At 61.9% G+C, this 22,287-nt stretch carries 18 protein-coding genes and 1 tRNA gene; 8 read left to right on the top strand and 11 right to left on the bottom strand.

Features of this window, described 5'->3' with window-relative positions; genetic code table 11:
• Positions 1 to 8 precede the first annotated feature (8 nt).
• From cdd to FJ956_RS02745, 4 genes are all read right to left on the bottom strand, one after another.
• Positions 9 to 401 (bottom strand): cytidine deaminase, encoded by a 393-nt coding sequence (cdd, locus tag FJ956_RS02760; protein ID WP_140673574.1) that lies wholly within the window; start codon positions 399 to 401, stop codon positions 9 to 11.
• A 61-nt stretch (positions 402 to 462) separates the two neighbouring features.
• Positions 463 to 1,434, bottom strand: coding sequence for an ABC transporter permease (locus FJ956_RS02755; protein ID WP_140673572.1), 972 nt, complete (start codon positions 1,432 to 1,434; stop codon positions 463 to 465).
• Position 1,435: 1 nt separating this feature from the next.
• Positions 1,436 to 2,575, bottom strand: coding sequence for an ABC transporter permease (locus FJ956_RS02750; RefSeq protein ID WP_140673570.1), 1,140 nt, complete (start codon positions 2,573 to 2,575; stop codon positions 1,436 to 1,438).
• On the bottom strand, positions 2,572 to 4,104 hold the full coding sequence (locus FJ956_RS02745; protein ID WP_140673568.1) for an ABC transporter ATP-binding protein: 1,533 nt from the start codon (positions 4,102 to 4,104) through the stop codon (positions 2,572 to 2,574). The genes FJ956_RS02750 and FJ956_RS02745 overlap by 4 nt, the downstream gene beginning before the upstream one ends.
• A 258-nt stretch (positions 4,105 to 4,362) precedes the next feature.
• Here FJ956_RS02745 and FJ956_RS02740 point away from each other — a divergent pair, with 258 nt between their 5' ends.
• Together FJ956_RS02740 and FJ956_RS02735 are read left to right on the top strand one after the other, a co-directional pair.
• Complete coding sequence (locus FJ956_RS02740; protein WP_127306341.1) at positions 4,363 to 4,572, top strand: SlyX family protein; 210 nt, start codon at positions 4,363 to 4,365, stop codon at positions 4,570 to 4,572.
• A gap of 22 nt (positions 4,573 to 4,594) precedes the next feature.
• On the top strand, positions 4,595 to 5,002 hold the full coding sequence (locus FJ956_RS02735) for a hypothetical protein (RefSeq protein WP_140673565.1): 408 nt from the start codon (positions 4,595 to 4,597) through the stop codon (positions 5,000 to 5,002).
• 70 nt (positions 5,003 to 5,072) lie between these two features.
• Here FJ956_RS02735 and FJ956_RS02730 read toward each other — a convergent pair whose 3' ends face one another.
• The 4 genes from FJ956_RS02730 to FJ956_RS02715 all read right to left on the bottom strand — a co-directional run bounded on the left by FJ956_RS02730 (position 5,073) and on the right by FJ956_RS02715 (position 7,933).
• Complete coding sequence (locus FJ956_RS02730; protein ID WP_140673563.1) at positions 5,073 to 5,531, bottom strand: GNAT family N-acetyltransferase; 459 nt, start codon at positions 5,529 to 5,531, stop codon at positions 5,073 to 5,075.
• A 67-nt stretch (positions 5,532 to 5,598) separates the two neighbouring features.
• The gene (locus FJ956_RS02725) at positions 5,599 to 6,588 is read right to left on the bottom strand and encodes a BMP family ABC transporter substrate-binding protein (RefSeq protein WP_140673560.1); all 990 of its coding nucleotides are present in this window, start codon (positions 6,586 to 6,588) and stop codon (positions 5,599 to 5,601) included.
• 237 nt (positions 6,589 to 6,825) lie between these two features.
• Complete coding sequence (locus FJ956_RS02720; protein WP_140673558.1) at positions 6,826 to 7,152, bottom strand: hypothetical protein; 327 nt, start codon at positions 7,150 to 7,152, stop codon at positions 6,826 to 6,828.
• An 85-nt stretch (positions 7,153 to 7,237) separates the two neighbouring features.
• Positions 7,238 to 7,933 (bottom strand): DUF2569 family protein, encoded by a 696-nt coding sequence (locus FJ956_RS02715; protein ID WP_140673556.1) that lies wholly within the window; start codon positions 7,931 to 7,933, stop codon positions 7,238 to 7,240.
• Between the two features lie 440 nt (positions 7,934 to 8,373).
• Between FJ956_RS02715 and FJ956_RS02710 the strand changes: the two genes are divergently transcribed.
• Positions 8,374 to 8,463, top strand: a tRNA-Ser gene (locus FJ956_RS02710).
• A gap of 312 nt (positions 8,464 to 8,775) precedes the next feature.
• Here the strand turns inward: FJ956_RS02710 and FJ956_RS02705 are convergent.
• A complete protein-coding gene (locus FJ956_RS02705; RefSeq protein ID WP_181170096.1) occupies positions 8,776 to 12,675 on the bottom strand; it encodes an AAA and adenylate/guanylate cyclase domain-containing protein in 3,900 nt (1,299 codons plus the stop codon).
• Between the two features lie 258 nt (positions 12,676 to 12,933).
• On the opposite strand from FJ956_RS02705, the gene FJ956_RS02700 reads away from it, so the two are divergent.
• Both FJ956_RS02700 and FJ956_RS02695 read left to right on the top strand, forming a co-directional pair.
• Positions 12,934 to 17,028: a GMC family oxidoreductase N-terminal domain-containing protein gene (locus FJ956_RS02700; protein ID WP_140673552.1), complete on the top strand. Its 4,095-nt coding sequence runs from the start codon at positions 12,934 to 12,936 to the stop codon at positions 17,026 to 17,028.
• Positions 17,029 to 17,227: 199 nt separating this feature from the next.
• Complete coding sequence (locus FJ956_RS02695) at positions 17,228 to 18,736, top strand: alkaline phosphatase D family protein (RefSeq protein ID WP_140673550.1); 1,509 nt, start codon at positions 17,228 to 17,230, stop codon at positions 18,734 to 18,736.
• An 80-nt stretch (positions 18,737 to 18,816) separates the two neighbouring features.
• Here FJ956_RS02695 and FJ956_RS02690 read toward each other — a convergent pair whose 3' ends face one another.
• A complete protein-coding gene (locus tag FJ956_RS02690; protein ID WP_140673548.1) occupies positions 18,817 to 19,068 on the bottom strand; it encodes a KTSC domain-containing protein in 252 nt (83 codons plus the stop codon).
• A 94-nt stretch (positions 19,069 to 19,162) separates the two neighbouring features.
• On the opposite strand from FJ956_RS02690, the gene FJ956_RS02685 reads away from it, so the two are divergent.
• The 3 genes from FJ956_RS02685 (at position 19,163) to FJ956_RS02675 (ending at position 21,519) form a co-directional block, all read left to right on the top strand.
• Entirely contained in the window at positions 19,163 to 19,774 is a 612-nt protein-coding gene (locus tag FJ956_RS02685) for an alpha-ketoglutarate-dependent dioxygenase AlkB (RefSeq protein ID WP_140673546.1), read from the top strand.
• Positions 19,775 to 19,857: 83 nt separating this feature from the next.
• A complete protein-coding gene (locus FJ956_RS02680; RefSeq protein ID WP_140673544.1) occupies positions 19,858 to 20,265 on the top strand; it encodes a hypothetical protein in 408 nt (135 codons plus the stop codon).
• 63 nt (positions 20,266 to 20,328) lie between these two features.
• Complete coding sequence (locus tag FJ956_RS02675; protein ID WP_140673542.1) at positions 20,329 to 21,519, top strand: NADH-quinone oxidoreductase subunit D; 1,191 nt, start codon at positions 20,329 to 20,331, stop codon at positions 21,517 to 21,519.
• 77 nt (positions 21,520 to 21,596) lie between these two features.
• Here the strand turns inward: FJ956_RS02675 and FJ956_RS02670 are convergent, their stop codons facing one another.
• Complete coding sequence (locus tag FJ956_RS02670) at positions 21,597 to 22,031, bottom strand: hypothetical protein (protein ID WP_140673540.1); 435 nt, start codon at positions 22,029 to 22,031, stop codon at positions 21,597 to 21,599.
• Positions 22,032 to 22,287: the final 256 nt, after the last annotated feature.

Here is a 22,287-nt window from a genome sequence, read left to right as displayed (position 1 = left end):
CCCGCTCTTCATTTCAAGATGTCGCCCCTGAAGCCGTAAGGCAGCATGTCGCCCATGGTCACGGTCTCGGCCACGCCGGCGTTGTCGCACAGATAGAGCTTCGTGTCCGGCCGGCAGAATTCCGCCAGCCGTTGCCGGCAGCCACCGCAGGGCGAGCATCTGGCCATGCGTTCGGCAATCACCGCGATCTCGACGATCCTGCCGCCGCCGCCCATTATGTAGTGGCCGAGCGCCGTCGTCTCGGCGCACCAACCTTCCGGATAGGACGCTACCTCGATGTTGGCGCCGGTGAAGACGCGCCCGTCGTCGGTGCGCAGCGCCGCACCCACCGGGAATTTCGAATAGGGCGCGTAGGCCTTGGCCATCGCCGTCTTCGCCGCTTCGAACAGATCATGCGACATCCGGTTCTTCTCTCCCACGATCTTGTTCAAATGCCGGTCGCCGCCGGACGAAAATCCAGCCTCAGCGTTCCTTGACATAAGGCACGCCGCCGGCGCGCGGCGGGATCGCCTTGCCGATGAAGCCGGCGAGCAGGATGACGGTCAGCACATAGGGCAGTGCCTGCATGAACTGCACCGGCACCTTGCCGATGATCGGCAGCGGTGAACCCTGCAGGCGGATCGCCGCAGCATCGAGAAAACCGAACAGCAGGCAGGCGAACATGGCGTTGACCGGCTTCCATTTGGCGAAGATCAGCGCGGCAAGCGCGATATAGCCCTTGCCCGCGGTCATGTCCTTCACGAAGCCGCCATTCTGCACCATGGAAAGATAGGCGCCGGCGACGCCGGTAAGCACGCCGGTGCAGATCAGCGCTCGGTAGCGCAGCCAGGCGACCGAGATACCGGCGGTGTCGACGGCGGCCGGATTTTCGCCGACGGCGCGCATCCTCAGCCCGAAGCGGGTGCGAAACAGCACCCACCAGGTGAACGGCACCATGGCGAAGGCGAAGTAGACCAGGATCGAGTGGCCGGAGATCAGCTCGGCATAGATCGGGCCGATGATCGGCACATCCTTGATCGCGTCGGCGCCGGGCCAGGTGATCGCTGCGAAGCGTTCGCCCGGCTGCAGCGCCGGCGTGCGCCCGCCCTGCTGGAACCAGGCCTGGCCGAGGATGATGGTCGATCCTGCGGCGATGAAGTTGATGGCCACGCCGGACACGATCTGGTTGCCGCGATGCGTGATCGAGGCGAAGCCGTGCACCAGGGCGAAAGCGACCGAGATCAGCACCGCCGTGCCGAGGCCGATCAGCGCCGAATGGAAGACGGCGGCCGCCGAAGCGCCGGCAAAGGCGCCGACCAGCATCTTGCCTTCGAGCCCGATGTCGAAGATGCCGGCCCGTTCCGAATAAAGGCCGGCCAGGCAGGCGAGCAGCAGCGGCACCGAAAGGCGGATGGTCGAATCCAGCACCTGGATGATGGCGTTGAACATGTCCATCTCAGGCCCCCTTCCCGTTCACTGCCTGCATGCCGACCGATTTCGGGCTGACCGAGGCGAACAGCGCCTGGATGTAAGGCCTGAACATGTGTTCCAGCGCGCCCGCGAACAGGATGACCAACCCTTGGATGATGACGATCATGTCGCGGCTGATCGCCGGCATCTCGAAGGCAAGCTCTGCGCCGCCCTGGTAGAGCATGCCGAACAGGATCGCCGCCAGCACGATGCCGACAGGGTGCAGCCGGCCCATCAGCGCGACCGCGATGCCGACATAGCCGGCGCCGGACACGAAATCGATCGCGACATTGTGCTGGTCGCCCATGACAGGGTTGAGCGCCATCATGCCGGCCAGCGCGCCCGAGATCATCATCGCGGTGATGATGATGCGGGTTTCCGAAATGCCGGCGTAGCGCGCCGCCTTCGGGCTGTGGCCATAGGTGCGCATCTCATAGCCGAGCCTCGTGCGCCAGATCAAAAGCCAGACCAGGAAGGCCATGACCAGCGCCAGCAGGAAGCAGATGTTGAGCGGCGCCGAACGGATCTTGGCGCCGAACAATTCGATGACCCAGTTGAGCTTCGGCAGTTCGGCGCCGGCGAGGAAATTGCGCGTCTGCGGCGCCTGCGACCCGGCCGGCTTCAGCGCACCGACCAAGAGATAGACCATCACCGAGGCGGCGATGAAGTTGAACATGATGGTGGTGATGACGATGTGCGAGCCGCGCTTGGCCTGCAGATAGGCCGGGATCAGCCCCCACAGCGCGCCGAACGCCGCCGCGGCCACGATCGCGATCGGAAAGATCACCCACCAGGGCAGCACGCTGTCGAGGCTCAGGCACACGAGCGCGATGCCCAGGCCGCCTATATAGGCCTGGCCCTCGGTGCCGATGTTGAACAGGCTGCAATGCGCCGCCACCGCCACCGACAGCCCGGTGAAGATGAAGGTCGTGGCGTAGAACAGTGTGAAGGCGATGCCCGTGCCCTTGCCGAAGGCGCCCTCGACCAGGATGACGGCGGCGCGGAACGGGTTTTCGCCGACCAGCATGACGACGAAGCCGGCGACGATGAAGGCGACCGATAGGTTGATCAACGGAATCAACCCATAATCGGCCCAGGCCGGCAATTTGGCGTAAGGCGTGCTCATTCGGCGGCCTCCTGGTGCTCGACGCCGGCCATCAACAGCCCAAGCTCGCCTTCGGTCGCGTCCGGGCCACGCTCGCCGACGACACGGCCGGCAAACATCACCAGGATGCGGTCGGACAGCGAGCGGATCTCGTCGAGCTCGACCGAGACCACCAGCACCGCCTTGCCCTGGTCGCGCATGGCGATCAGCCGCTTGTGGATGAATTCGATGGCGCCGACATCGACGCCGCGCGTCGGCTGGCCGACGATCAGCACGCCGGGATCCTGCTCCATCTCCCTGGCCAGCACGATCTTCTGCTGGTTGCCGCCGGAGAAATTGGCCGTCTTCAGGCGCGGATTGCCTGGACGGATGTCGTATTTCTCGATCTTGTCCTTGGCGTCGGCCATGATGGCATCGATGTCGAGGAACGGCCCCTTCAAATAGCGCTCGTCGTCGTGATAGCCGAGGATCGAGTTCTCGTTTTCCTCGAAGGCGAGCACCAGTCCGACATGGTGACGGTCTTCCGGCACATGGGCGAGACCGCGGTCGCGTAGTTCGCCGGGATCGGCCTTGCCGGTGAGGTCGATCGGCTTGCCGTCGAGCATCACCTCGCCGGACACCGCATGCCGGATGCCGGAGATCGCCTCCAGAAGCTCGGATTGGCCGTTGCCCGCAACACCGGCGATGCCGACGATCTCGCCGCCGCGCACGTCGAAGGAGACGTTGTCGACCATGGTGACGCCGCGCGAATCCTTGACCGTCAGGTTCTTGACCGAGAGTTTTACCGCGCCGGCTTCCGACTGGCCCTTCTCGACCCTGAGCAACACCCGCCGGCCGACCATCAGCTCGGCCAGTTCGCCGACCGTGGTTTCCTTCGTCACCCGCGTTGCCACCATCGTGCCCTGGCGCATCACCGAAACCGTGTCGGTGATCGCCATGATCTCGCGCAGCTTGTGCGTGATGAGCACGATCGTCTTGCCCTGGTCCTTCAATTGCTTGAGGATGCGGAAGAGGTGATCGGCCTCGGCCGGCGTCAACACCCCCGTCGGCTCGTCGAGGATCAGGATCTCGGCGCCGCGATAGAGCGCCTTGAGAATTTCGACACGCTGCTGCAGGCCGACCGGCAGCTCTTCGATGACGGCGTCGGGATCGACCTCGAGGCCGTACTCGCGCTCCAGCCGGTCAAGCTCCGAGCGCGCCTTGGCGATGCTTTTCTTCAACAGCGCATCGCTTTCGGCGCCGAGGATGATGTTCTCCAGCACCGTGAAATTGTCGACCAGCATGAAATGCTGGTGCACCATGCCGATGCCGAGCGCGATGGCGTCGTTGGAGGTGCTGATCGACACCGGCTTGCCGCCGACGCGGATCTCGCCGCTATCGGCCTGGTAGAAGCCGTAGAGGATCGACATCAGCGTCGACTTGCCGGCGCCGTTCTCGCCGACAATGCCGTGGATGGTGCCGCGCGCCACTTCCAGGTTGATGTCGCGGTTGGCGCGCACCGCGCCAAAGCTCTTGTTGATGCCTATGAGCTCGATTGCGGCTTGCGCCATGCAGCCTGTTCCCACTGTTATTTTTTTATCGCTTGGTCAAAATGCCTAGCATGATGCCCCGCTTATGCCAATCGGCCGTTCACTCTCGACAAATCCCCGCGTCCTTGTCAATTTCGAACCTGAGCAGGTTCCGCAAATGTGTCCCACGGTTTTGCGATCTGAACCTGCGAAAACCAACAGAGCTAAGCAGATATTCGTGGGGCATCCCACGAATATCTGCTTAGCTGGAGGCTTCACATTCGCAAGGATCGGTTTTGCATGGCCATGCCTGACGATCGGCTGACGACGTTGGAAATCCGCGCCGCAGAGCAGGAGAAGACCATCGAGGAGCTGTCCGGCCAGATCGCCGAGCAGTGGAAGGTGATCGAGCGCATGGAGCGCAAGCTCGCAGCGCTCACCGACCGCTTCCTGGAATTGGAGGAGCAGACCGCCTCCGATGTTCCGGTGACCAAGCCGCCGCATTGGTGAGGAGCCATGGGGAACGACGGCCATGTCCAGTGAAAGCGACCGCGTCGCTCGGGCCGGCGATTATGTCTTTGGCTTGATGAACGACAGGGAACGCGCCCGCGCCGAACGCGACCTCGAGATCGATCCCGCCTTTCGCGATACGGTGCTGCGGCTGGCCGAACGCCTGCGCGCCTTCGATCCCGCGGGACCTGAAGCGCGCGGCGATCGTTGGGAACTGGTCACGCAACGCCTTGCCGAACTGCCGCAGATGCAGGCGCGCCTTGCCGGCGCCGCGGCCTCCGAGGCCGAACCGCCGCCACCGATGATCCACCGGCTCGAGCGCAAGCCCTACGGCGTCGGCCTGCATTCGCTTGGCGGCAGGCTGGGATTTGTCATCGCACTTGCCCTGGTGGCGGCCTTTGCGCTCGGCTATCTCGCCGGCACGCTATAAAAGCAATTCCAGGAAAAGTGCGCGCGGTTGGGCTCGACGCCTTCGTCGTAGCCTTCCGTCCGGAATTGCGTCACAGTAGAGACTTCGACATCAGAAGCATCGGCGCGCCGTCCTGCTCGAAGGTCTCGACCGCCGTCCATCCAAGCGCCTCGTAGAAGCCGCGCGCCTGCCATGTGTAGAGATGGAGCTTGCCCACACCGGCCGAAGTGGCATGAGCTTCGACGGTTCTGACCAGCGCCGTGCCGACACCGCCGCCTCGATAGGCTTCCTCGACGATCAGTCCGGCCAACCATGGCGTCAGATCGTGCGGCGAATTGATTTCGTCGCGGACGAGCAGGCAGCTCCCGATCGGCCGGCCGCGGTCGCGGGCGACAAAGGCCGCCTCGAAGCCGTCGCCGGCGATCAGCCCGCGCAGCCCGGCCATGTCTTCGTCGAGCGTCCGTCCAGTGCCCTCGAAGAAAGCCTTCAGGCGAAGCCGTGCGATCATCTCGATGTCGCCTTCAGCCATGGCTTCGATCGTCGGCCGCATCGTTCCATCTCCAAAACGAAACCGCCGGGCGTTGGCCCGGCGGTTCAAACCCTGCTTCAGTCGCAGATCAATAGGGGCAAGCGTTGTCGGTGGTGTAGTCGTGCACCTGGACCTTGCCGGAGATGATGTCGGCCTTGGCCTTTTCGACGGCCGCCTTCATCTCGTCGGTGACCAGAGCCTTGTTGTTGTCGTCCATGGCGTAGTCCACGCCGCCTTCCTTGAGGCCTAGATTTTGGACGCCGCCCTTGAAGGTGCCGTTCTTGCCATCCGTGAATGCGTTGTAGACGGCGACATCGACGCGCTTCATCATCGAGGTCAGCACCTTGCCGGGCTGCAGGCCATTCTGGTTGGAATCGACGCCGACGCCGAGCTTGCCGGCATCCGCAGCCGCCTGCAGCACGCCGACGCCGGTACCGCCGGCCGCCGCGTAGACCACGTCGGCGCCCTGGTCGATCTGCGTCTTGGCGATCTCACCGCCCTTGGCCGGGTCGTTCCAGGCGGCCGGCGTGTCGCCGGTCATGTTCTGGATGACATCGGTGGCGCCGGCCGACTTGGCGCCGCCGACATAGCCGCATTCGAACTTGCGGATCAGCGGGATGTCCATGCCGCCGACGAAGCCCACCTTCTTCGACTTCGACGCCATCGCCGCCAGGATGCCGACGAGGTAGGAGCCTTCGTTCTCCTTGAACACCAACGAGCGGACATTGGGCAGGTCGACGGCATCGTCGATGATGGCGAAATTCAAGTCGGGATAATCTTTCGCGACCGCTTTCAGCGCGTCCTCCCAGGCAAAGCCCGCCATGACGATCGGATTGCGGCCGTCCTCGGCGAAGCGGCGCAGCGCCTGCTCGCGCTGCGAGGCGTTGGAGACTTCGAATTCGACATAGGCGACGCCGGTTTCCTTCTTGAACTTCTCGGCGCCGTTATAGGCCGCCTCGTTGAAGGATTTGTCGAACTTGCCGCCCAGATCGTAGAGGATGGCCGGCTGCACGTCCGCGGCGAAAGCCGGAAGAACCATTGCGGTTGCGGCCAGAAGGCCGAGAACGATACGTTTCATGTGATCCACACCCTGTCGGTTATTTTTCCGTTTTTGCACCGCCTGCCCGCCCGGTTCTCCGGCGGGCTGGCGAGGCCAGGCAGGAAGTGTTTGCCCCTCCCGCTCGCGGTCAATCTGGCACGGCGCGAAACAAAATTCACGTGGAATTTTGACCTGTTGGAAAAAGCGGTTACCGGCGGTAGGGCTCGGCGGTTTCGCAGTAGCCGTCCACCCGCAGCAGTGTCAAAACAAGAGCCTTCAGGGGCTTGGAGCGAATTTCGCGCCGCCGCGCTTGCGCCGGTAGCCGATGGCGTAGAGCAGGAAGGCCAGCACCGCGAAGATGGCAAAACCGGGTTGCGCAAGCACCCAGGCGACGGCGCCGTCCCAGACCAGCGGGCTTGCCTTGGCGCGCACGAAAGTCTCGAACGCGGCACGGGTATCGGGCGAGACCGCCAGCCAGCTTGCGTTGAGCGGCGTCATCACCAGCGACGATGCTGCGACCGAGCGTGTCGTGTCGATCACCGCCATGATGACGGCGATTGACAGCGCAACCATGGCTGCCAGCCGAAAGATGAAACGCAACATCGACGCTCTCCCCGGGAAAGCTCCCCGTCTACCCCGCAATCGACATAGAGCGTGCGCGGTTCCCGTGCAATCGCGGCCCGTGAAATTAGCGAGCCCGCGCCGGTCCGCGCCGGTTCACCCGCCAGACGGCGAAAATACCGCCGGCGATCGCGCCGACGATCAGGCCGCCCAGGCCGACAAAAGCGGCGAAAAATCCGCAGGCGCCCTCGAAGCAGCTCATATGCGTCAGGTCCGCGATCAGCGAGCCGGCGAAGAACCCGGCGCAAGCGCCGATCGCGCCGCCAAGGATGATGCCGAGCAGCGCGGCAAGGATCGAGACGAAGACCGGCGGCCGCTCGGTCTCCGGATTGGCGTAGATCGTGTCCGCGCCGGCACCATTGCGCAGCAGATAGATGCAGAGCAGGCCGATGGCGATCTCGGCCACGGTGAAGCCCAGCGCTTCAGCCGAGAAGGCGAAGCTGTAAAACACATAGGCCTGGCGCACGACGAGCCAGACTATGATGGCGACCTGCCAGATCGTGTAATGGCGCGGGAAGCGGGCCGAGCGGTTGAAGGCAAGGCCAAGCAGGTACAATCCCCACAGGATGGTGATCACACCGCCGGTCAAGCCGCCATAAACGAGAAAGAATGCATTTTCCGGCAGGCTGAAGTCGCCGATCAGCCGCCAGTTTGCGATCAGCCCGTAGGCCGACAGTCCCATGACGATGACGAGCCACGCCACCGGGATGAAGGACAGGCCGCCGTCCGGTCGCCCCACGGGTTGCTGGTCGATCGATGCCATGTCGGGACGACGCCCCTCGCCCAAGCAATTCCAGGAAGGCCGCCTGCCGGCTTTCGTCGGGATTGCAAAACCGAACCGGCAATTCCAGGAAGCCCGCAACCGTTCACCGGGATTGCATGATTGACGGCAGTCGACAGCCGGGCGCAGCCGAAGTCAAGCGTCGCTGGAGGGGGCGATCGGCCTGTACACATCATTCGAAAGCATCGCCCCTCCCGAACCTCGCCTTTGGGCCATACACGGCAAAAGCCGCGGCAACGCCAATATGGCTTGGCATTCGCTTTCGGATCGACTAGATGAGCCCCGCGCCTGTTTGCCTAGACGGCTAGCGGTGCCGGGAAGGTTGCCTGCCGGTTGAAGGCACCAGATGTCCGTCAAGGACTTCCCACGGGAGCATCTCCCCAACCCGCGCGGCGAAACCGGCCGACGCGAGATGCTAAGACGGAGAGGTGGCCGAGTGGTTGAAGGCGCACGCCTGGAAAGTGTGTTTACGGGAAACCGTAACGCGGGTTCGAATCCCGCTCTCTCCGCCAGAAATTTTCCTAATAGTACAATATTTTCAATAGTTTAAAGGAATCGACGAACACTTCAAAGCTGAGACGTCCTTGATCTGTGTAACAAACTGGCCAAGAACCCGCGTAGTCCGCCAAGCCGTCGGGCAAGATGGCCTTCCCCGGGGCGGCCGCGGTGGCGAACGGTTACCTGCAACCGGCAGGCGTTGACGATCGACATTGAGAGCCAGTCTGCTTCTCGTTTGGGCCGGAAGCGGACAGGCAGCTAAGCGGCAGGTACGCCAGTCGCGGCGGGTGTGGAGACGAACGTCCGAACATTCGCGAAACGAGCTGCTAGACCCGATCTAGTCGGCGTCTTATCTCGGCCGCGATTATCGACGCGTCCCGAAGCAATGCAAGGCGCTTGGCGGCCGCGAGCCCACGTTGCCATGCAGAGACAGCGAGTTCATTGCGTCCATCCAGCCAATGCGCCACACCGACCCACAGCTCATGCTGCGGGGCACCGACGGGAAACACGCCACGATAGCGCTTGAGCTCGTGCAGCGCTTGCTGCTCCCAATGGCGCCATTGGTCGTACTCTCGGGACAAGCCTGCCTCGCGGCCGCGCAGGAGTACTTCTATCACACCAGTGATGCCGGGCAGCGTGCTGTGTACGGTCGGTCGACCCATATCGCGCAGTAGGCGTAGCGTCTCCACCACGGTCCTAATGCTCTCTGCATGTTGCCCAATCCGCGCGAGTGCGAGCGCGAGGGAGCCTTTCGCCGAAACCATGTCGGCGAGATCGGCGGACCCGACCATAGCGGACGTTGTCAGCCGCAGAATGTCGACCGCCTCCCGAGGACTATCCGACAGAAGGACGCACAGGGACTTGCATCGCAGCGCCCAGATTTCCTGCTGGAGGTTTCCGCTGTTCTGCGCCCGCGAAAGCAATGCCTGGGCAGTGTGCTCCAACTCGCCCGAGTGACCCCGGTAGTACAAGGACCAGAAGCGGATAGCCTGCGCGTTACACCAACTTAGTTGATCTCCCGCCTGGAGACAAAGCTCCTGGGACTGATCGAGACGGCGATCTACCATCATCCAATCGCAATGTCCGATACGCCATAACGCATCGAGGTTGCACAGGTGCGAATGGATTGATGGGTCTGCCAGCGTGATCGCGACCCGTTCCGCTCGCGCCATGAAATAGTCGCAGGCGCGCCGCCACCCGAGAATCCCCAAACCACAGGCTAGTTGTGCTGACGCCACCGCCATCTCGGTTGTGACCCCAGCTCGCTCTGCATAGGTGACGGCTGCGAGGGTGTGTGAGAATGCTCGTGAGAAACGAAGTTCGAAAAAGTCCACGACAGCAGCCTGGTTCAGGCAGCGAGTGAGTTCCTGCTCCCAAGAGCCTGAAGCATCATCCTGACCTGGTGGGGCCGAGGGAGGAAATATCTGTTGGAACGCGAGGCGCAATCCACTTCCGAGCAGCCGGGTCAGAAGAGCCATTGACGAGCGTGGAACTGGCTCGCCCGCCAATTTCAGCGCACGTCTGACAGAAATGCCCTGACCGTGAAGGTCGCCACGGCTATAGTGAGCCTCGCCGAGTTGCCTGCGCCAACGCACTGCCTGGAGCCTTTGAACGGCAGTCCAAGGCTGCTCGGACTCGTAGTTCAGGCAGATTCCCAGAAATGACTCGACCTCGCGAAATGCACCGATCTGCAGGGCCTTTGTCGCAGCGAGATTTGCATATCTCACTGCTTTGAGGCCGTTCCCCGCAGCCTCAAAGTGCTGGACAAGAGCCGCAATGTCAGTGCCCGTGGCAGCCGACTGGTTTGACTCTATCCATGCAGCCAATGCTCCATGAAGCCCCTGGCGCACCTCACTGGGGATTGCGCCGTAGACGACATCCCGGATCTGATCATGGCGGAATTCATAATTCCCTGAACTGACGACTTGACGCACGAGGTGCGCGGCCGCTAGCGAGTCGACGGCCGCGGCAACCGTGTCGCTATGCAGCACGCCCTTGAGCAAGGTCGTAAGGGCCTCGCGGCTGAAGGTACGGCCAATCACGGCCGCCGCCTTGATCGCGTCTTGCGCGGCGGCTTCAAGCCGATCGACGCGCTCACGAATGACCCGTTCGACACCGTCGAAGTATCTAAGGCGATCCAGTGGCCGAATTGGGCGCCAGAAGCCATCGCGCACAGCGATGAGGCCCTGGCTCTTGAGAGTGAGGGCTATCTCCTCTGCGAAGAACGGGTTGCCGCCCGCCAATGCGCAAACCCGGTGCAAGAGTTCGTCATGTGGCGGCACATCCCCCAGCGTACGGGCGATCAATTCGCAGATCGATACGTCGTTGAGTTCCTCGAGATCCAAGATACGACAAAAGCGCGCCGGATCGTCAGCGTCGGTTCCGCCCGTATTCATGCCAAGTGCCTCGGCCCGCTTGCGCAGGTTCTTCAGTTCCTCCGGTACCTCGTCCGAGCGCACGCACAGGATCAAAAGCAGTGACGTTAAGGAGGAGAGGACCCACTCGACGAGACGCCAGGATGCCGAATCAAGCCACTGGCTATCCTCTAGCACCAATACCAGCGGGCGCTGTGACAACATATCCATAAGATCGCCCAGAAGTCGCATGGTCGCATCAGCCCGATTGGCTCCTTCCAAGTGCTTTGTCGCGTCGTTCTGCGGGATTTCGACGCCTAGCACATCAGCGAGCAACGGCAGTCGCACGGCGACCGACGGGTGGCCTTGAACACGCTCGGTGACACGTTGAAGAATCGTAATTCCATCGCTTTCGGAAGAGAGCCCGAGAACGGCCGCAAGCAGCCGTCGCCAAGGCAAGAGCGATGTGCGGCGATCGTCACGTTCGGCCCCAGCCACAAAGACGGCGGTCGGCATCAGCCGCAGTTCGTCTGTGAAAGCTTTGATCAACGCAGTCTTGCCGATCCCTGACTCGCCCAGGATCACCACCAAACGCCTGCTTCCTCCCCGGGCTTCGTGAAATGCGCGTTCCAAGGCCCCCAGTTCGCTTTGCCGGCCGAGGAGCGCGGTGGTGTTGTCTTCGGGAGCGCGTTGGTCCGCCGGACAAAAGACCGTCGCCATTTCCCCCAGTCCTTCGAGTTGCAGGGTGCCGCGTTCCTCGAAGCGAAATGACCTCCGGCTAGCTCTCTCGGTCGGTGCATCGCACAAAATGCTTGTCGATGCGGTCATCAGCCGAGCCGCCCGGTTCACCGGAGCTCCGAACACCATGAGCTGCCGCCTACGGGCGTTGCCGACGACACTAAAATGCGCATCGCCGGTAGCCACTCCCACGGACGCCGAAAGTCCCAAATGTCGAGCTGTCAGACTGATCGCGCGCGCAGCATCGACCGCTCGGCTTGGGTCATCGCGGTGAAAGCTGCCTCGCGCTCCGAACGTCGCAAAGAAAACCAAACCCTTGTCATCCAGGACCAGTTCGCCGGCCGGCCCGCCTCGCGAACGCAAATCTTCCTGCAGGGCTGTGTATAACGATTGATAGCGAGCAAGGTCCTGAGGTTGGCGAAAGTCAAGTCCGACTATTCGCGCGAACAGGGCAGTGATCGGCCTTATTTCGGCAAGTGTGTCCAGGCGCACGGCTGTCCGGCGATGTTCTGAGGAGCGAACAGGGACGGCGCTGCCATCGGCTGCCAGGCCCGATCCAACGTCAGGGATCAGGTCCCTGAGTTGCAAAGGCAGAAACCTCGCCAGCCAGTCGACTGGCGGAGGGATTGTGGCTCGGGCATCCAAATGGGGTCGCGATTCGCTCATCCCCGCGAGAGCCAGGCCAGCCTTTTCCGAAACCACATACTCCCATCTGCGTGCGGCAGCTTGGGAGCGAGCGGCTTGCACAACCGCGCTTCCCCCTGCGAAGAGAGTCCAGATGCGCTGACTACCCAACGCTGCGGCCCAGAGCGCCCCGGCGCCGACACCAACATGCAGTGCTGGTGCGACATCGCCTTCGCCGTTGTCTGAGCGGTCGTTCTGGTTACCGCAGATAGCCTCGGCACAAGCAGTCGCCGCTCGGACAGCGCTTGCAAGTCCGGCGGCGTCCGCCGCCCAATAGGCCAGCAACTCGTCGCCTGCGAGGTATAGAACCTCGCCTCCACGCTCGTGGACTTGCTCCACGCAGCGCGAATACGACCGGCTGAGCAGGTTTGGAATTCGTTCAAGCCCTGCCTGCCCCCGGCGCGCCAGCTGCTCGACCAGGGCGGTATACCTCGACACATCGACAAACATCACGGCAGCCGGAAACTCGACGGCCACAGGGCCGTCGGAGCGAACCGCGTAAATTCTCCCGAGTAACTTTAGGGGTAGGAAACTCCCCAGTAGCTCGTGAGTTTCCGTCATGGCCCCCCCGCAGTCGCGGCCAACAGCACCCGGGGAACAGAACGTCGCAGACACCTTGAAGAATACCACTACAATATGCCGGGCGCGACTTTCCTGACGTTACAGCAAATTTCGCGTATAGTTCAGGCCTAATTTGGGGAGGGGCCAGTGTCCATTCATCTCGGGGAGGCCGAACCCACAAGTGCAACAGTTTGGCTCTCCCGGGGTCTCGAAGCATTGGTCCACGATCTGCCTCAGATCGCAAACCCGCGGAGAAGACGCGCCAAGGACGAGTTTGATTTCGACATTGTCATAGTTGGCAGCGGCTATGGCGGCTCTGTTGCCGCCGCCGAACTTAGCGCCTGCAAGGATGCTCAGGGAAACCCGTTGAGTATCTGCCTTCTGGAGCGCGGCAGGGAGTACTTGGCGGGAATGTTCCCGGCCCGCATGGCCGACCTGGCGGGGCACGTCCGCTTCACGACACCATTCGCGGAGCGGCAGCGCGGGGTGTTCGACGGACTGTACGACATGCGCTGGAGCGACGACGCGGCTGCGCTTGTCGCCTCTGGCTTGGGCGGGGGCTCATTGATCAATGCCGGTGTCATGGAGATGCCTCACCCGCAGATCTTCCAGGAGGCTCGCTGGCCTTCCGAGATTCGCAAGGAACCCAAGCTTGCAGAGACAGCTGAACGACTGCGCGCTTGGTTAGGAGCCAAGGCAATGGATGTCGCCGACACCCCTTCCTTAGCCAAAACCGAGACACTTGGCAGGTTGGCTGACGGTAAGGCACGATCCGCCCATATTACCGTTGCGTCCCGTTGCCGCACAAATTCCGCCGGGGTTGCGATGAGTCCGTGCCGCCGCTGCGGCGACTGCGCGACGGGCTGCAACTATAACGCCAAGGAATCCCTCGATCTTAACTTGTTGCGCCTTGCCCAACAAAGCGGAGTCCGCATCGTCACCGGCGCAACCACCCTGCGCGTTTGGCCATTGAAGAATGGATGGCAGGTGGACGTCAACCACACGGACGGGCAGTTGAGAGACCGCCAACGGAAGCCGTTTGCGCTGCGGGCAAGGCGGGTGGTTCTCGCTGCCGGAACTTTCGGCTCGACGGAAATCTTGATGCGCTCGCAGGATGACCGGACAAGATTCTCCGACCAACTGGGTCGCAAGTTTTCCGCGAACGGGGATATGCTGGTGGTAGCCCACGCCCTGGCGACGCCGGTCAATGGTGTGGCCGATGAAACGCAGTGTCCGGCTCCTGATCCTGCCGACGACAGTGGCCTCGCGATCGGTCCGACCATAACCGCGATGATCGATCTGCGCGAAGGCAACGCGGACACCGATCTGGTGATTCAAGATCTGGCGGTGCCGGGACCGCTGCGGCGCATTTTTGAAGAGAGCACCACCACGTTCGATGTGCTCAATCGCGTGGCCGATGGCGATTGGGGGAAGCACGTGCCAAATCCCTCATGGGCCGACGACGCTGCTGTCGATCCCAACGCTATCGCGAACTCCCTTGTGCTGGCGATGATCGGCCGCGACGATGCGGAGGGCGAACTGGCCTCGGGCGGTGCCATACACGACAACAGCGATGGAATGCTCACCGTGCGATGGCCGGAGTTGCGATTGGATCCGCGGTTCGAGAAGCATCATGCACGCCTTGGCGATTTGCTTCAAAGATCGGGATTGGGTGGGCGTATTGTGAACAATCTGCTTTGGCGTCCGTTGTCAGATCGATTGGAAGCCGTATTCGGCCGCCAACGCGGCCCCCTGGTTACGGTTCACCCGCTTGGGGGATGCGCTATGGGTGATGACGTCCGGCAAGGCGTCACGGACCATTGCGGCCGTGTCTTCAACGCAGCCGGGGTTGGCCCTAACAGTCTTCATGAGGGGCTGATCGTGCTCGATGGCTCGATCGTGCCCACGTCATTGGGCATCAACCCTGCCCTGACTATCGCCGTCCTTGCGTTGCGTGCAATCAGCGCGCTCAAGGAGGAGTGGCAGCTCAGCGGTGGTCGCTTGATCGATAGTCCTGTGCCCGGGAATTTCGCCGGCTTCACGAGACCAGTTTATTCCACGCCGCGGATCAACCCCACGCCCACTCCAACCAGGATCGAACTGACTGAACAGGTAAGAGGCCAGATACCCCTGGCGACGCGCGGCAGCGGCAAAACAAAACCGCATATGGTCGAGGTGACACTCACCACCAAGCCGGTGGTCCTATCCAATCTTTTTTCCCTACATACGCCGGGAGGCCGCTGTTTGCCGATCGCCGAGGGTCGATTACGCATTCTGCGAGCAGGAAAGCGGTTCGACCCTGTCGCGGACCAGGCCTATGAAAGCGATGTCGCCGTCGAAGCCGAGATTTCGGGCACGCTGCGCCTTTTCGATCGCGAAAGATCTGGTCCTGTTGCTCGCACCTGGCGTGCTTTGCTGGCTTGGATGGTCAACCGTGGCTTTCGCGACCTCGCTTACACTGTGATCCAAAACGGCCAGAAATGGTTACGTCTCAAGCCTCCGGACAGTGGAGGGCCATCAGGTGCCTGGTTGTTGGATATTCTGCGCCTGTGCTCGCGTGCCGGTGGGGTGCGGCTAATTGAATATGATCTGCACATCGGCAAAATCGTCAAAGCGGATGACCTGCCGTCAGCGAACGCCGCTATGGTCACTGGGCTTGACAGCTCGATGTTCCGAAACGGGAAGATCCGAGCGATCAAGAGGCTCACTTATGGACGCGGCGCCAGTCCATGGACTCAGCTGATAGAGATGTCGGTCGCGGCATTCCCACGGATGCCTAAGACTTTGTTCGGCAAGACGCTGCCGGTGCTGGAACTTAATAAACGCTACCTGGCCCGGCAGCAGGTGCCCCTGCTGCGAATAGTCGACCAGGAAAACAGGGTCGCCGCGCTGGCGGATTTGATGTCCTTCCTGCTTTATGGCTTGCGCATCGTCCTTCAGATACATGCGCTGAGCTTTCGCCGACCCGACCCTCCTTCAGAGCGTGTCCCACAAAGGCTGCCCGGGATGATAACGGGCCTGCCAACCCCTCAAATCGAATGGCTGACCTTGGACAAGGCGATGCCGTCGATTCGCATCCGCCTGGCGCGCTACAACGGTGCACACGCCAGATTTGGCCAGGGCAGTGTTTCGAAACGCCCGGTACTGCTCATCCATGGCTACAGCGCAAGCGGCACCACCTTTGCCCACGCCGCCGTGCCCGGCAATCTTGCCCAGACATTGTGCGATGCCGGCCGCGACGTGTGGGTGCTCGACATGCGCTCGAGCTCGGGCCTGACAACAGCCACTGGCAACTGGCCATTCGAGACGATGGCGGAGCAGGATATTCCGATCGCCATCCGCCATGTGCTGGCTGTCACCGAGCAGGAAAAGCTCGATGTCGTCTGCCATTGCATGGGTGCGGCCATGTTCAGCATGGCAATACTTGGCGGATCGGATCAACAAGATCTACATCAGAAGATTGGGCGGGTGGTTTTTTCGCAGGTCGGACCGGCGATGCTCTTAAGCTCGTCCAATGTGCTCGCCGCCTATATAATGCGGTATATTCAATACTTCCTTCAAGTTCAGGATTATGTGTTTAGCCCGCGCAGTGAAATCTCACTGCCCGGTCAATTGCTCGACCGCGCCCTTGCAGCGACGAGAATGCCGCCCGACGAGTTTCGGCGCGAAAATCCGATTTGGCCTCCGGGGAAGGTGACGCCCTGGGTCGGGACAAGGCATCGGATGGACGCGCTCTACTCGCGCACCTTTTCACTCAGAAACCTCTCCGACACCGTGCTCGACCAGATCGACGACTTCTTCGGCCCGCTTAGCGTCGAGACGGTCTCGCAGGTTATCCATTTCGCCGGTTTCAACACCGTCACAGATAGGGCCGGCATGAACCGTTACGTGCTGCCCAATCGGGTAAGGGATCGACTGCGGTTTCCCATGATGTCGATCCATGGGGCGGAAAACGGTTTGGTTGACCCTTCGACGCTGAGGCTGATGCGAAATATGCTGAGCGAGGCCGGTGTGCCGCACTTGAACTCATCCTCAAAAGCCGTCGAAGAGCCACAATCAGAGGAAGCGATCAGGCAGGTTATCGATGAAAACCGGTCGCGTCTGGGTCTCGGCCAGCCCTCCTATCTGACCTGGTGCATACCTGGCCACGGTCATCAGGACTGCCTGATCGGCAAAGACGCCGCGTCAATCTGCGCCGTCATAGCAAAATACCTTGGAATTCCAGACAACAGGTCGGTCTGATTAGGCGTCCCGTTACACAAGCGGTGGAGTATTGAGCTTGACGCGTTCTCTCCCCTACGAGGCCAGGGCCCCAGCGTTCGGCGTGCGCATCGGGATCGAAGCTGGCAAGATCCGAGTTCAGGCAGCAGACAGCGGAGGGCGCGGGGCCCCTCATGCCGCCCTTCTTGTCCCTGTTCGCAGAGCAGGAAATCGACTCTACATGGTCGAGACAGCGCCCGCACCTGGTCCCGACCAGATGGAACAAGGCGAGAGCTTGGTTGGTCTTTACATGCCGCAAGGTCCATCCCCATACGTATTCGATGTCCCGCTTCACGAATGGCCTCTCGCGGAGCACGTCCTGGTGCTGTTGCTATACGTGCAGGCCGAGGGTATCGGCGGTCTTGCCCGGTTGCCGCGACTAACCGATTTGACAGGTCAAACGCCTGATGTCCTCGATACCGTTCCACATGCGCGGAAGGCCACGAACGAGGCTGTCCAGGCGGTTCGTGATGCGCTGGAGGCCGACACGTTTGACGACTTGCGTGGCGGTTTGATCATAGGCGATCCTGAGGAGTTACGCCGAAGTTACGACCGCAAGAAAGGCAGCCGGCCAACGCAAATTCGCTTCGCCCTCGCTAGCTGCCAGTATCCCAGTGACTTCCTCGACCATATGCCCAACGGCGAGCACGCCACACGAGGGCCTGCCGATGCCTCCCTGCTCGCACTTGCCGATCTGCTGGGCGAAAGCGGCGCGCCGACCTTGCTGCTTCTGGCCGGTGATCAGGTATACATCGACGCAACCGCCGGTCTCTTCGACCCCAAGGTGACCGATGATCGCTTCCGAATGGCATATGAACGTCGCGGTCAAAGCCGCGGTGTGATGGCGGTAACGCAGCGCCTGAATCTGGTGGTCGAAACCATGTTGGACGATCACGAAATCCGGGACAACTGGGCCAATGACCCCGATCCCAAAATGCGTGGCAAAGACACCGATTTCAAGGCGGGAAAACAAGCGTTTCTTAAATATCAACGCGGCAAGACCGGGCGCCTTCCGGCTCATCTTTGGCGCAATTTCACCCACGATGGCGTGCCGTTTTTCCTCAGCGATACCCGCACCGAGCGTGAGGGGAGAACAGCTTTGAATTGCCACAAAGCGAAGATCATGGGGCAGAAACAGTTCGACGAGCTATGCGCATGGCTGACCAAGCCCGAATACGCCGAACTGCCTAAATTTGTTCTTACACCTTCAGCCATTCTACCACGTCGGCGAGAAGTGGCCGAACACCCCAGCTGTGCCCTGCATTCTGACGCATGGGACGGATACCCACGCTCCTTCCATGCGTTGCTCAAGTTTGTTTGCGACAAGGAAGTCGAGCGTGTGGTCTTCCTGTCAGGTGATGAGCACCTGTGCAACGTTGTCACCGCCCGGGTAACAAACTGTATTACTCAAAAACAGTGTACCCTGCATTCGGTCCATAGCTCGGGCTTGTATTCGCCCTACCCGTTCGCAAATGGCGTTCCCGATAATTTCCAGGCTGACGAAACCTTCCTCTTCCCCAATTTGACGAGCGGGCCATATCGCTGCGAAGTCCGTACAAGTTTTGTGCCGGGCGATGGCTTCGCGCTGATAGCAGTTGACCACAGCCAATCGGGTTGGCACCTGAATGTCGGTTTTCATGGGGCCAGCGGTCTTAAAGAGAATGGATCGTTTAAGCGGGAGCTGGGTTGACAACTTCAATATTGGGTTGAGACACCGCCTCGGATCCTTCGATGATGCCTGGCTTCGCCTGCAGTGAGTGAGCAACTACCCTACATTCGGCATCCACCCTTTCTATATTTTTCGGAGCAGGCCGAGCCTTCATGCTCGACCAGATGATATCGGAAACGGTCGCGCACGAATTCGTTGAAGAACTGCCCTTTTGAGAAGGCCGCCTTGAAAGCCGTGTAGACCTCGGGTCCGACGTCCTCATAGTCATAGCGCTTGCCGGTCGGGACGAACCATACCGAAAGGACCCGCGTCGACCGATCGTAATGGATATTCCGGATCGCGGTGGAAGGCATGTGCCGCCTCCTGCTTCCAACCCTTAATTCGTCGTGCGCCGCGAGGTTCCGCGTGCCGGCTTGCACAAGGGCCGCGATTGCCTATCTGAGCCGCATGACATCATTGAAAAGCCGAGCCGCCGCCGACGCTTTCCAAGGCGATCTCTTCGGTGCGCCCGTAAGCCTGCCACCGATGCCCGAAGGCTTCTCCTACCAGCAGGACCTGATTGCCTGCGACGAGGAACACGAGCTGGTCCGTCACATCCAGGGCCTGCCCTTCAAGCCGTTCGATTTTCACGGCCATCTTGCCAACAGGCAGGTCGTCGGCTTCGGCTTGCGCTACGATTACGAACGCCGCCAGGTCGTGGAGGCGCCGCCCATACCGGACTTCCTGCTGCCGCTTCGGGCCAAGGTCGCTGCTGTCGCGCGCATCCCCGCCGCGGAGTTCGCGCAAGTGCTGATCAACGAGTATCGCCCGGGCGCCGGCATAGGCTGGCATCGGGACAAGCCGCATTTCGAGGTGGTTGCCGGCGTTTCCCTGCTGGCGCCCTGCAGCTTCCGGCTGCGCCGCAAGAACGGCGCGGCATGGGACCGTGAAACGATCGAGGTAGAGCCCAGATCGCTCTACCTCATGGCTGGGCCAGCGCGGAACGAGTGGGAACACAGCATCCCGCCTGTCGAACGCCATCGCTATTCGGTGACGTTGCGGACAATGCGGACTCTTTAAGCAGCCGCACCGATGATTATCCGGGAACCATCGTCCTGCCCCAGGGGTTGTGTCGTCAGGTTTCCAGATGGAAAGGAAAGACGATGCGCATGTTGACGATGGTCCTGACGCTGTCGGCAATGGCATTGGCGCAACCCGCTTCCGCTCAACGCGCCGATCCGCAGCCGCCGCAAGCGACGCCCCCTGCCCAGGAGCCCATCCCCGGCCAGCCGCAGCCCGGCCAGAACCCCGGCCAGGACGATGCCGCCCAGAACGTCACCAACATCGTCGTGGTGGCGATGGAGGACCTGCCTTCGGAAGTGAAGGCGCAGGCCGAGGCCATAGTCACCAGGACGACCGCCAAGGAGCTGGCCAAGCTGCAGAGCTCGGTCGACGCCTCGCCCGAGGCGACGTCGGTTCTGCATGCGAACGGACTGAATTCCTCGCAGGTCGTCGCCGCCAACATCGACGGTGACGGCACGCTGACGCTGATCATCCAGACGACGGCATGACGCGGCTGGACGGCGGCTGACGGGCCGCGGTCCGCCTTCGATACTCACTCTTGCGAGGTCGTCATGACCGAAGCCGCGGTCCGTAACTTCACGCTCAACTTCGGGCCGCAGCACCCGTCGGCGCATGGCGTGCTCAGGCTGGTGCTGGAACTGGACGGCGAAATTATCGACCGTGCCGATCCGCATATCGGCCTGCTCCACCGTGGCACCGAGAAGCTGATCGAATACAAGAACTATCTGCAAGCTCTGCCTTATTTCGATCGGCTCGACTATGTCGCGCCGATGAACCAGGAGCATGCCTTCTGCCTCGCTGCCGAAAAGCTGCTCGAACTGTCCGTCCCCCGACGCGGCCAACTGATCCGCGTGCTGTTTTGCGAGATCGGGCGGCTCTTGTCGCATCTTCTCAACGTCACCACGCAGGCCATGGATATCGGCGCGCTGACGCCGCCGCTATGGGGTTTCGCCGAACGCGAGAAGCTGATGGTGTTTTATGAACGCGCCTCCGGCGCCCGTATGCACGCGAACTATTTCCGCGTCGGCGGCGTCCACCAGGATCTGCCGGAAAAGCTGCTCGACGACATCTGGGATTTCTGCGATCCGTTCCTGAAGGTCTGCGACAATCTCGAGGGCCTGCTCACCGACAACCGCATCTTCAAGCAGCGCAATGTCGATGTCGGCGTGATCTCGCTCGACGACGCCTGGGGCATGGGCTTCTCCGGCCCCATGGTGCGCGGCTCGGGCGCCGCCTGGGATCTGCGCAAGGCGCAGCCCTATGAATGCTATCCCGAAATGGATTTCGACATCCCCATCGGCAAGCACGGCGACTGCTACGATCGCTATCTGGTGCGCATGGAAGAGATGCGCCAGTCGGTGCGGATCATGCGGCAGTGCCTGGAAAAGCTGCGCTCATCCGATGGCCAGGGTCCTGTCGCCGTGCCGAACCAGAAGATCACGCCGCCGCCGCGCGCCACCATGAAGCGCTCGATGGAAGCGACCATCCATCATTTCAAGCTTTATACCGAAGGCCACCGCGTGCCGCCCGGAGAGGTTTATGCCGCGGTCGAGGCGCCGAAAGGCGAGTTCGGCGTCTATCTGGTCTCGGACGGCAGCAACGTCCCCTATCGCTGCAAGATACGCGCGCCATCCTTCGCCCATCTCCAGGCGATGGATTTCCTGTCGCGCGGGCATATGGTGGCCGATGTCGCGGCGATCATCGGCTCGCTCGACATCGTGTTCGGCGAGATCGATCGCTGACGCGGAGGAGAGCCCGGCGCCTCTCCTTCGTCTCCGTCAACCATCGAGCCCGACGCGATCCCGCCGACGCAACCGCTCTAACGCATGAACACCGCTCTCAGCCACGCAAGAATGCCGGCGCCCGGAGAGATCGCCGCGCGCACGCGCGAGGCCGCCCAGCGGGCCGGCATATTGGCGCCGACATGGCAATGGCAGACGACTTCATGCAGCTGCCAGTCGCTCATTTCGAAGAAGCGCTTGGCTTCGCCGTAAGTGTCGTCCCGCAGGCCTTGCGCGCGGAAGATCGGATCCTCGAAAGCGATGGTGATCGCCGAGCCGTCGATACGCATTCTTTGACGCACATCGGCTGCGGCGTATTCGGTGCCCGCCAGCGCCGTGAGGCGGCGGCCGGGACTTTGTTCAAGGAGCTGCGCCCAGCGCTCGAGGCGCTGGCCGCGATTGGCGATGAGAGCCGGTGCTTCGGCATGAACGTCGGCAACAGCGTTGATCTGGTCAAGGGTTTGGTGCTTCACGGCCGTCTCCTGTGTCGGCAGATGGCCCCCGTCCACAACGGGATTTAAGGCGCCGACCGACGCCGGCAAGAGCCGAAACAGGCACGCAGAATCATTTGATCGTTATCTGCCGCCGTCGCGCGGGCCCGATCGTGTTGGAACCATCCGCGGGCGCGACCGTTCTGCCAGCTTGCGCCGCCGATCGCTCCAGGCGAAGCGTCTGAATGCAGCGGTCACCTCCATCAGTTCAGGTCGGGCAGGACATCCCGGTTTTTGG

Source organism: Mesorhizobium sp. B2-4-3, from assembly GCF_006442815.1.
Taxonomy (GTDB): Bacteria; Pseudomonadota; Alphaproteobacteria; order Rhizobiales; family Rhizobiaceae; genus Mesorhizobium.
This window is presented reverse-complemented; position numbering and strand designations above follow the sequence as displayed.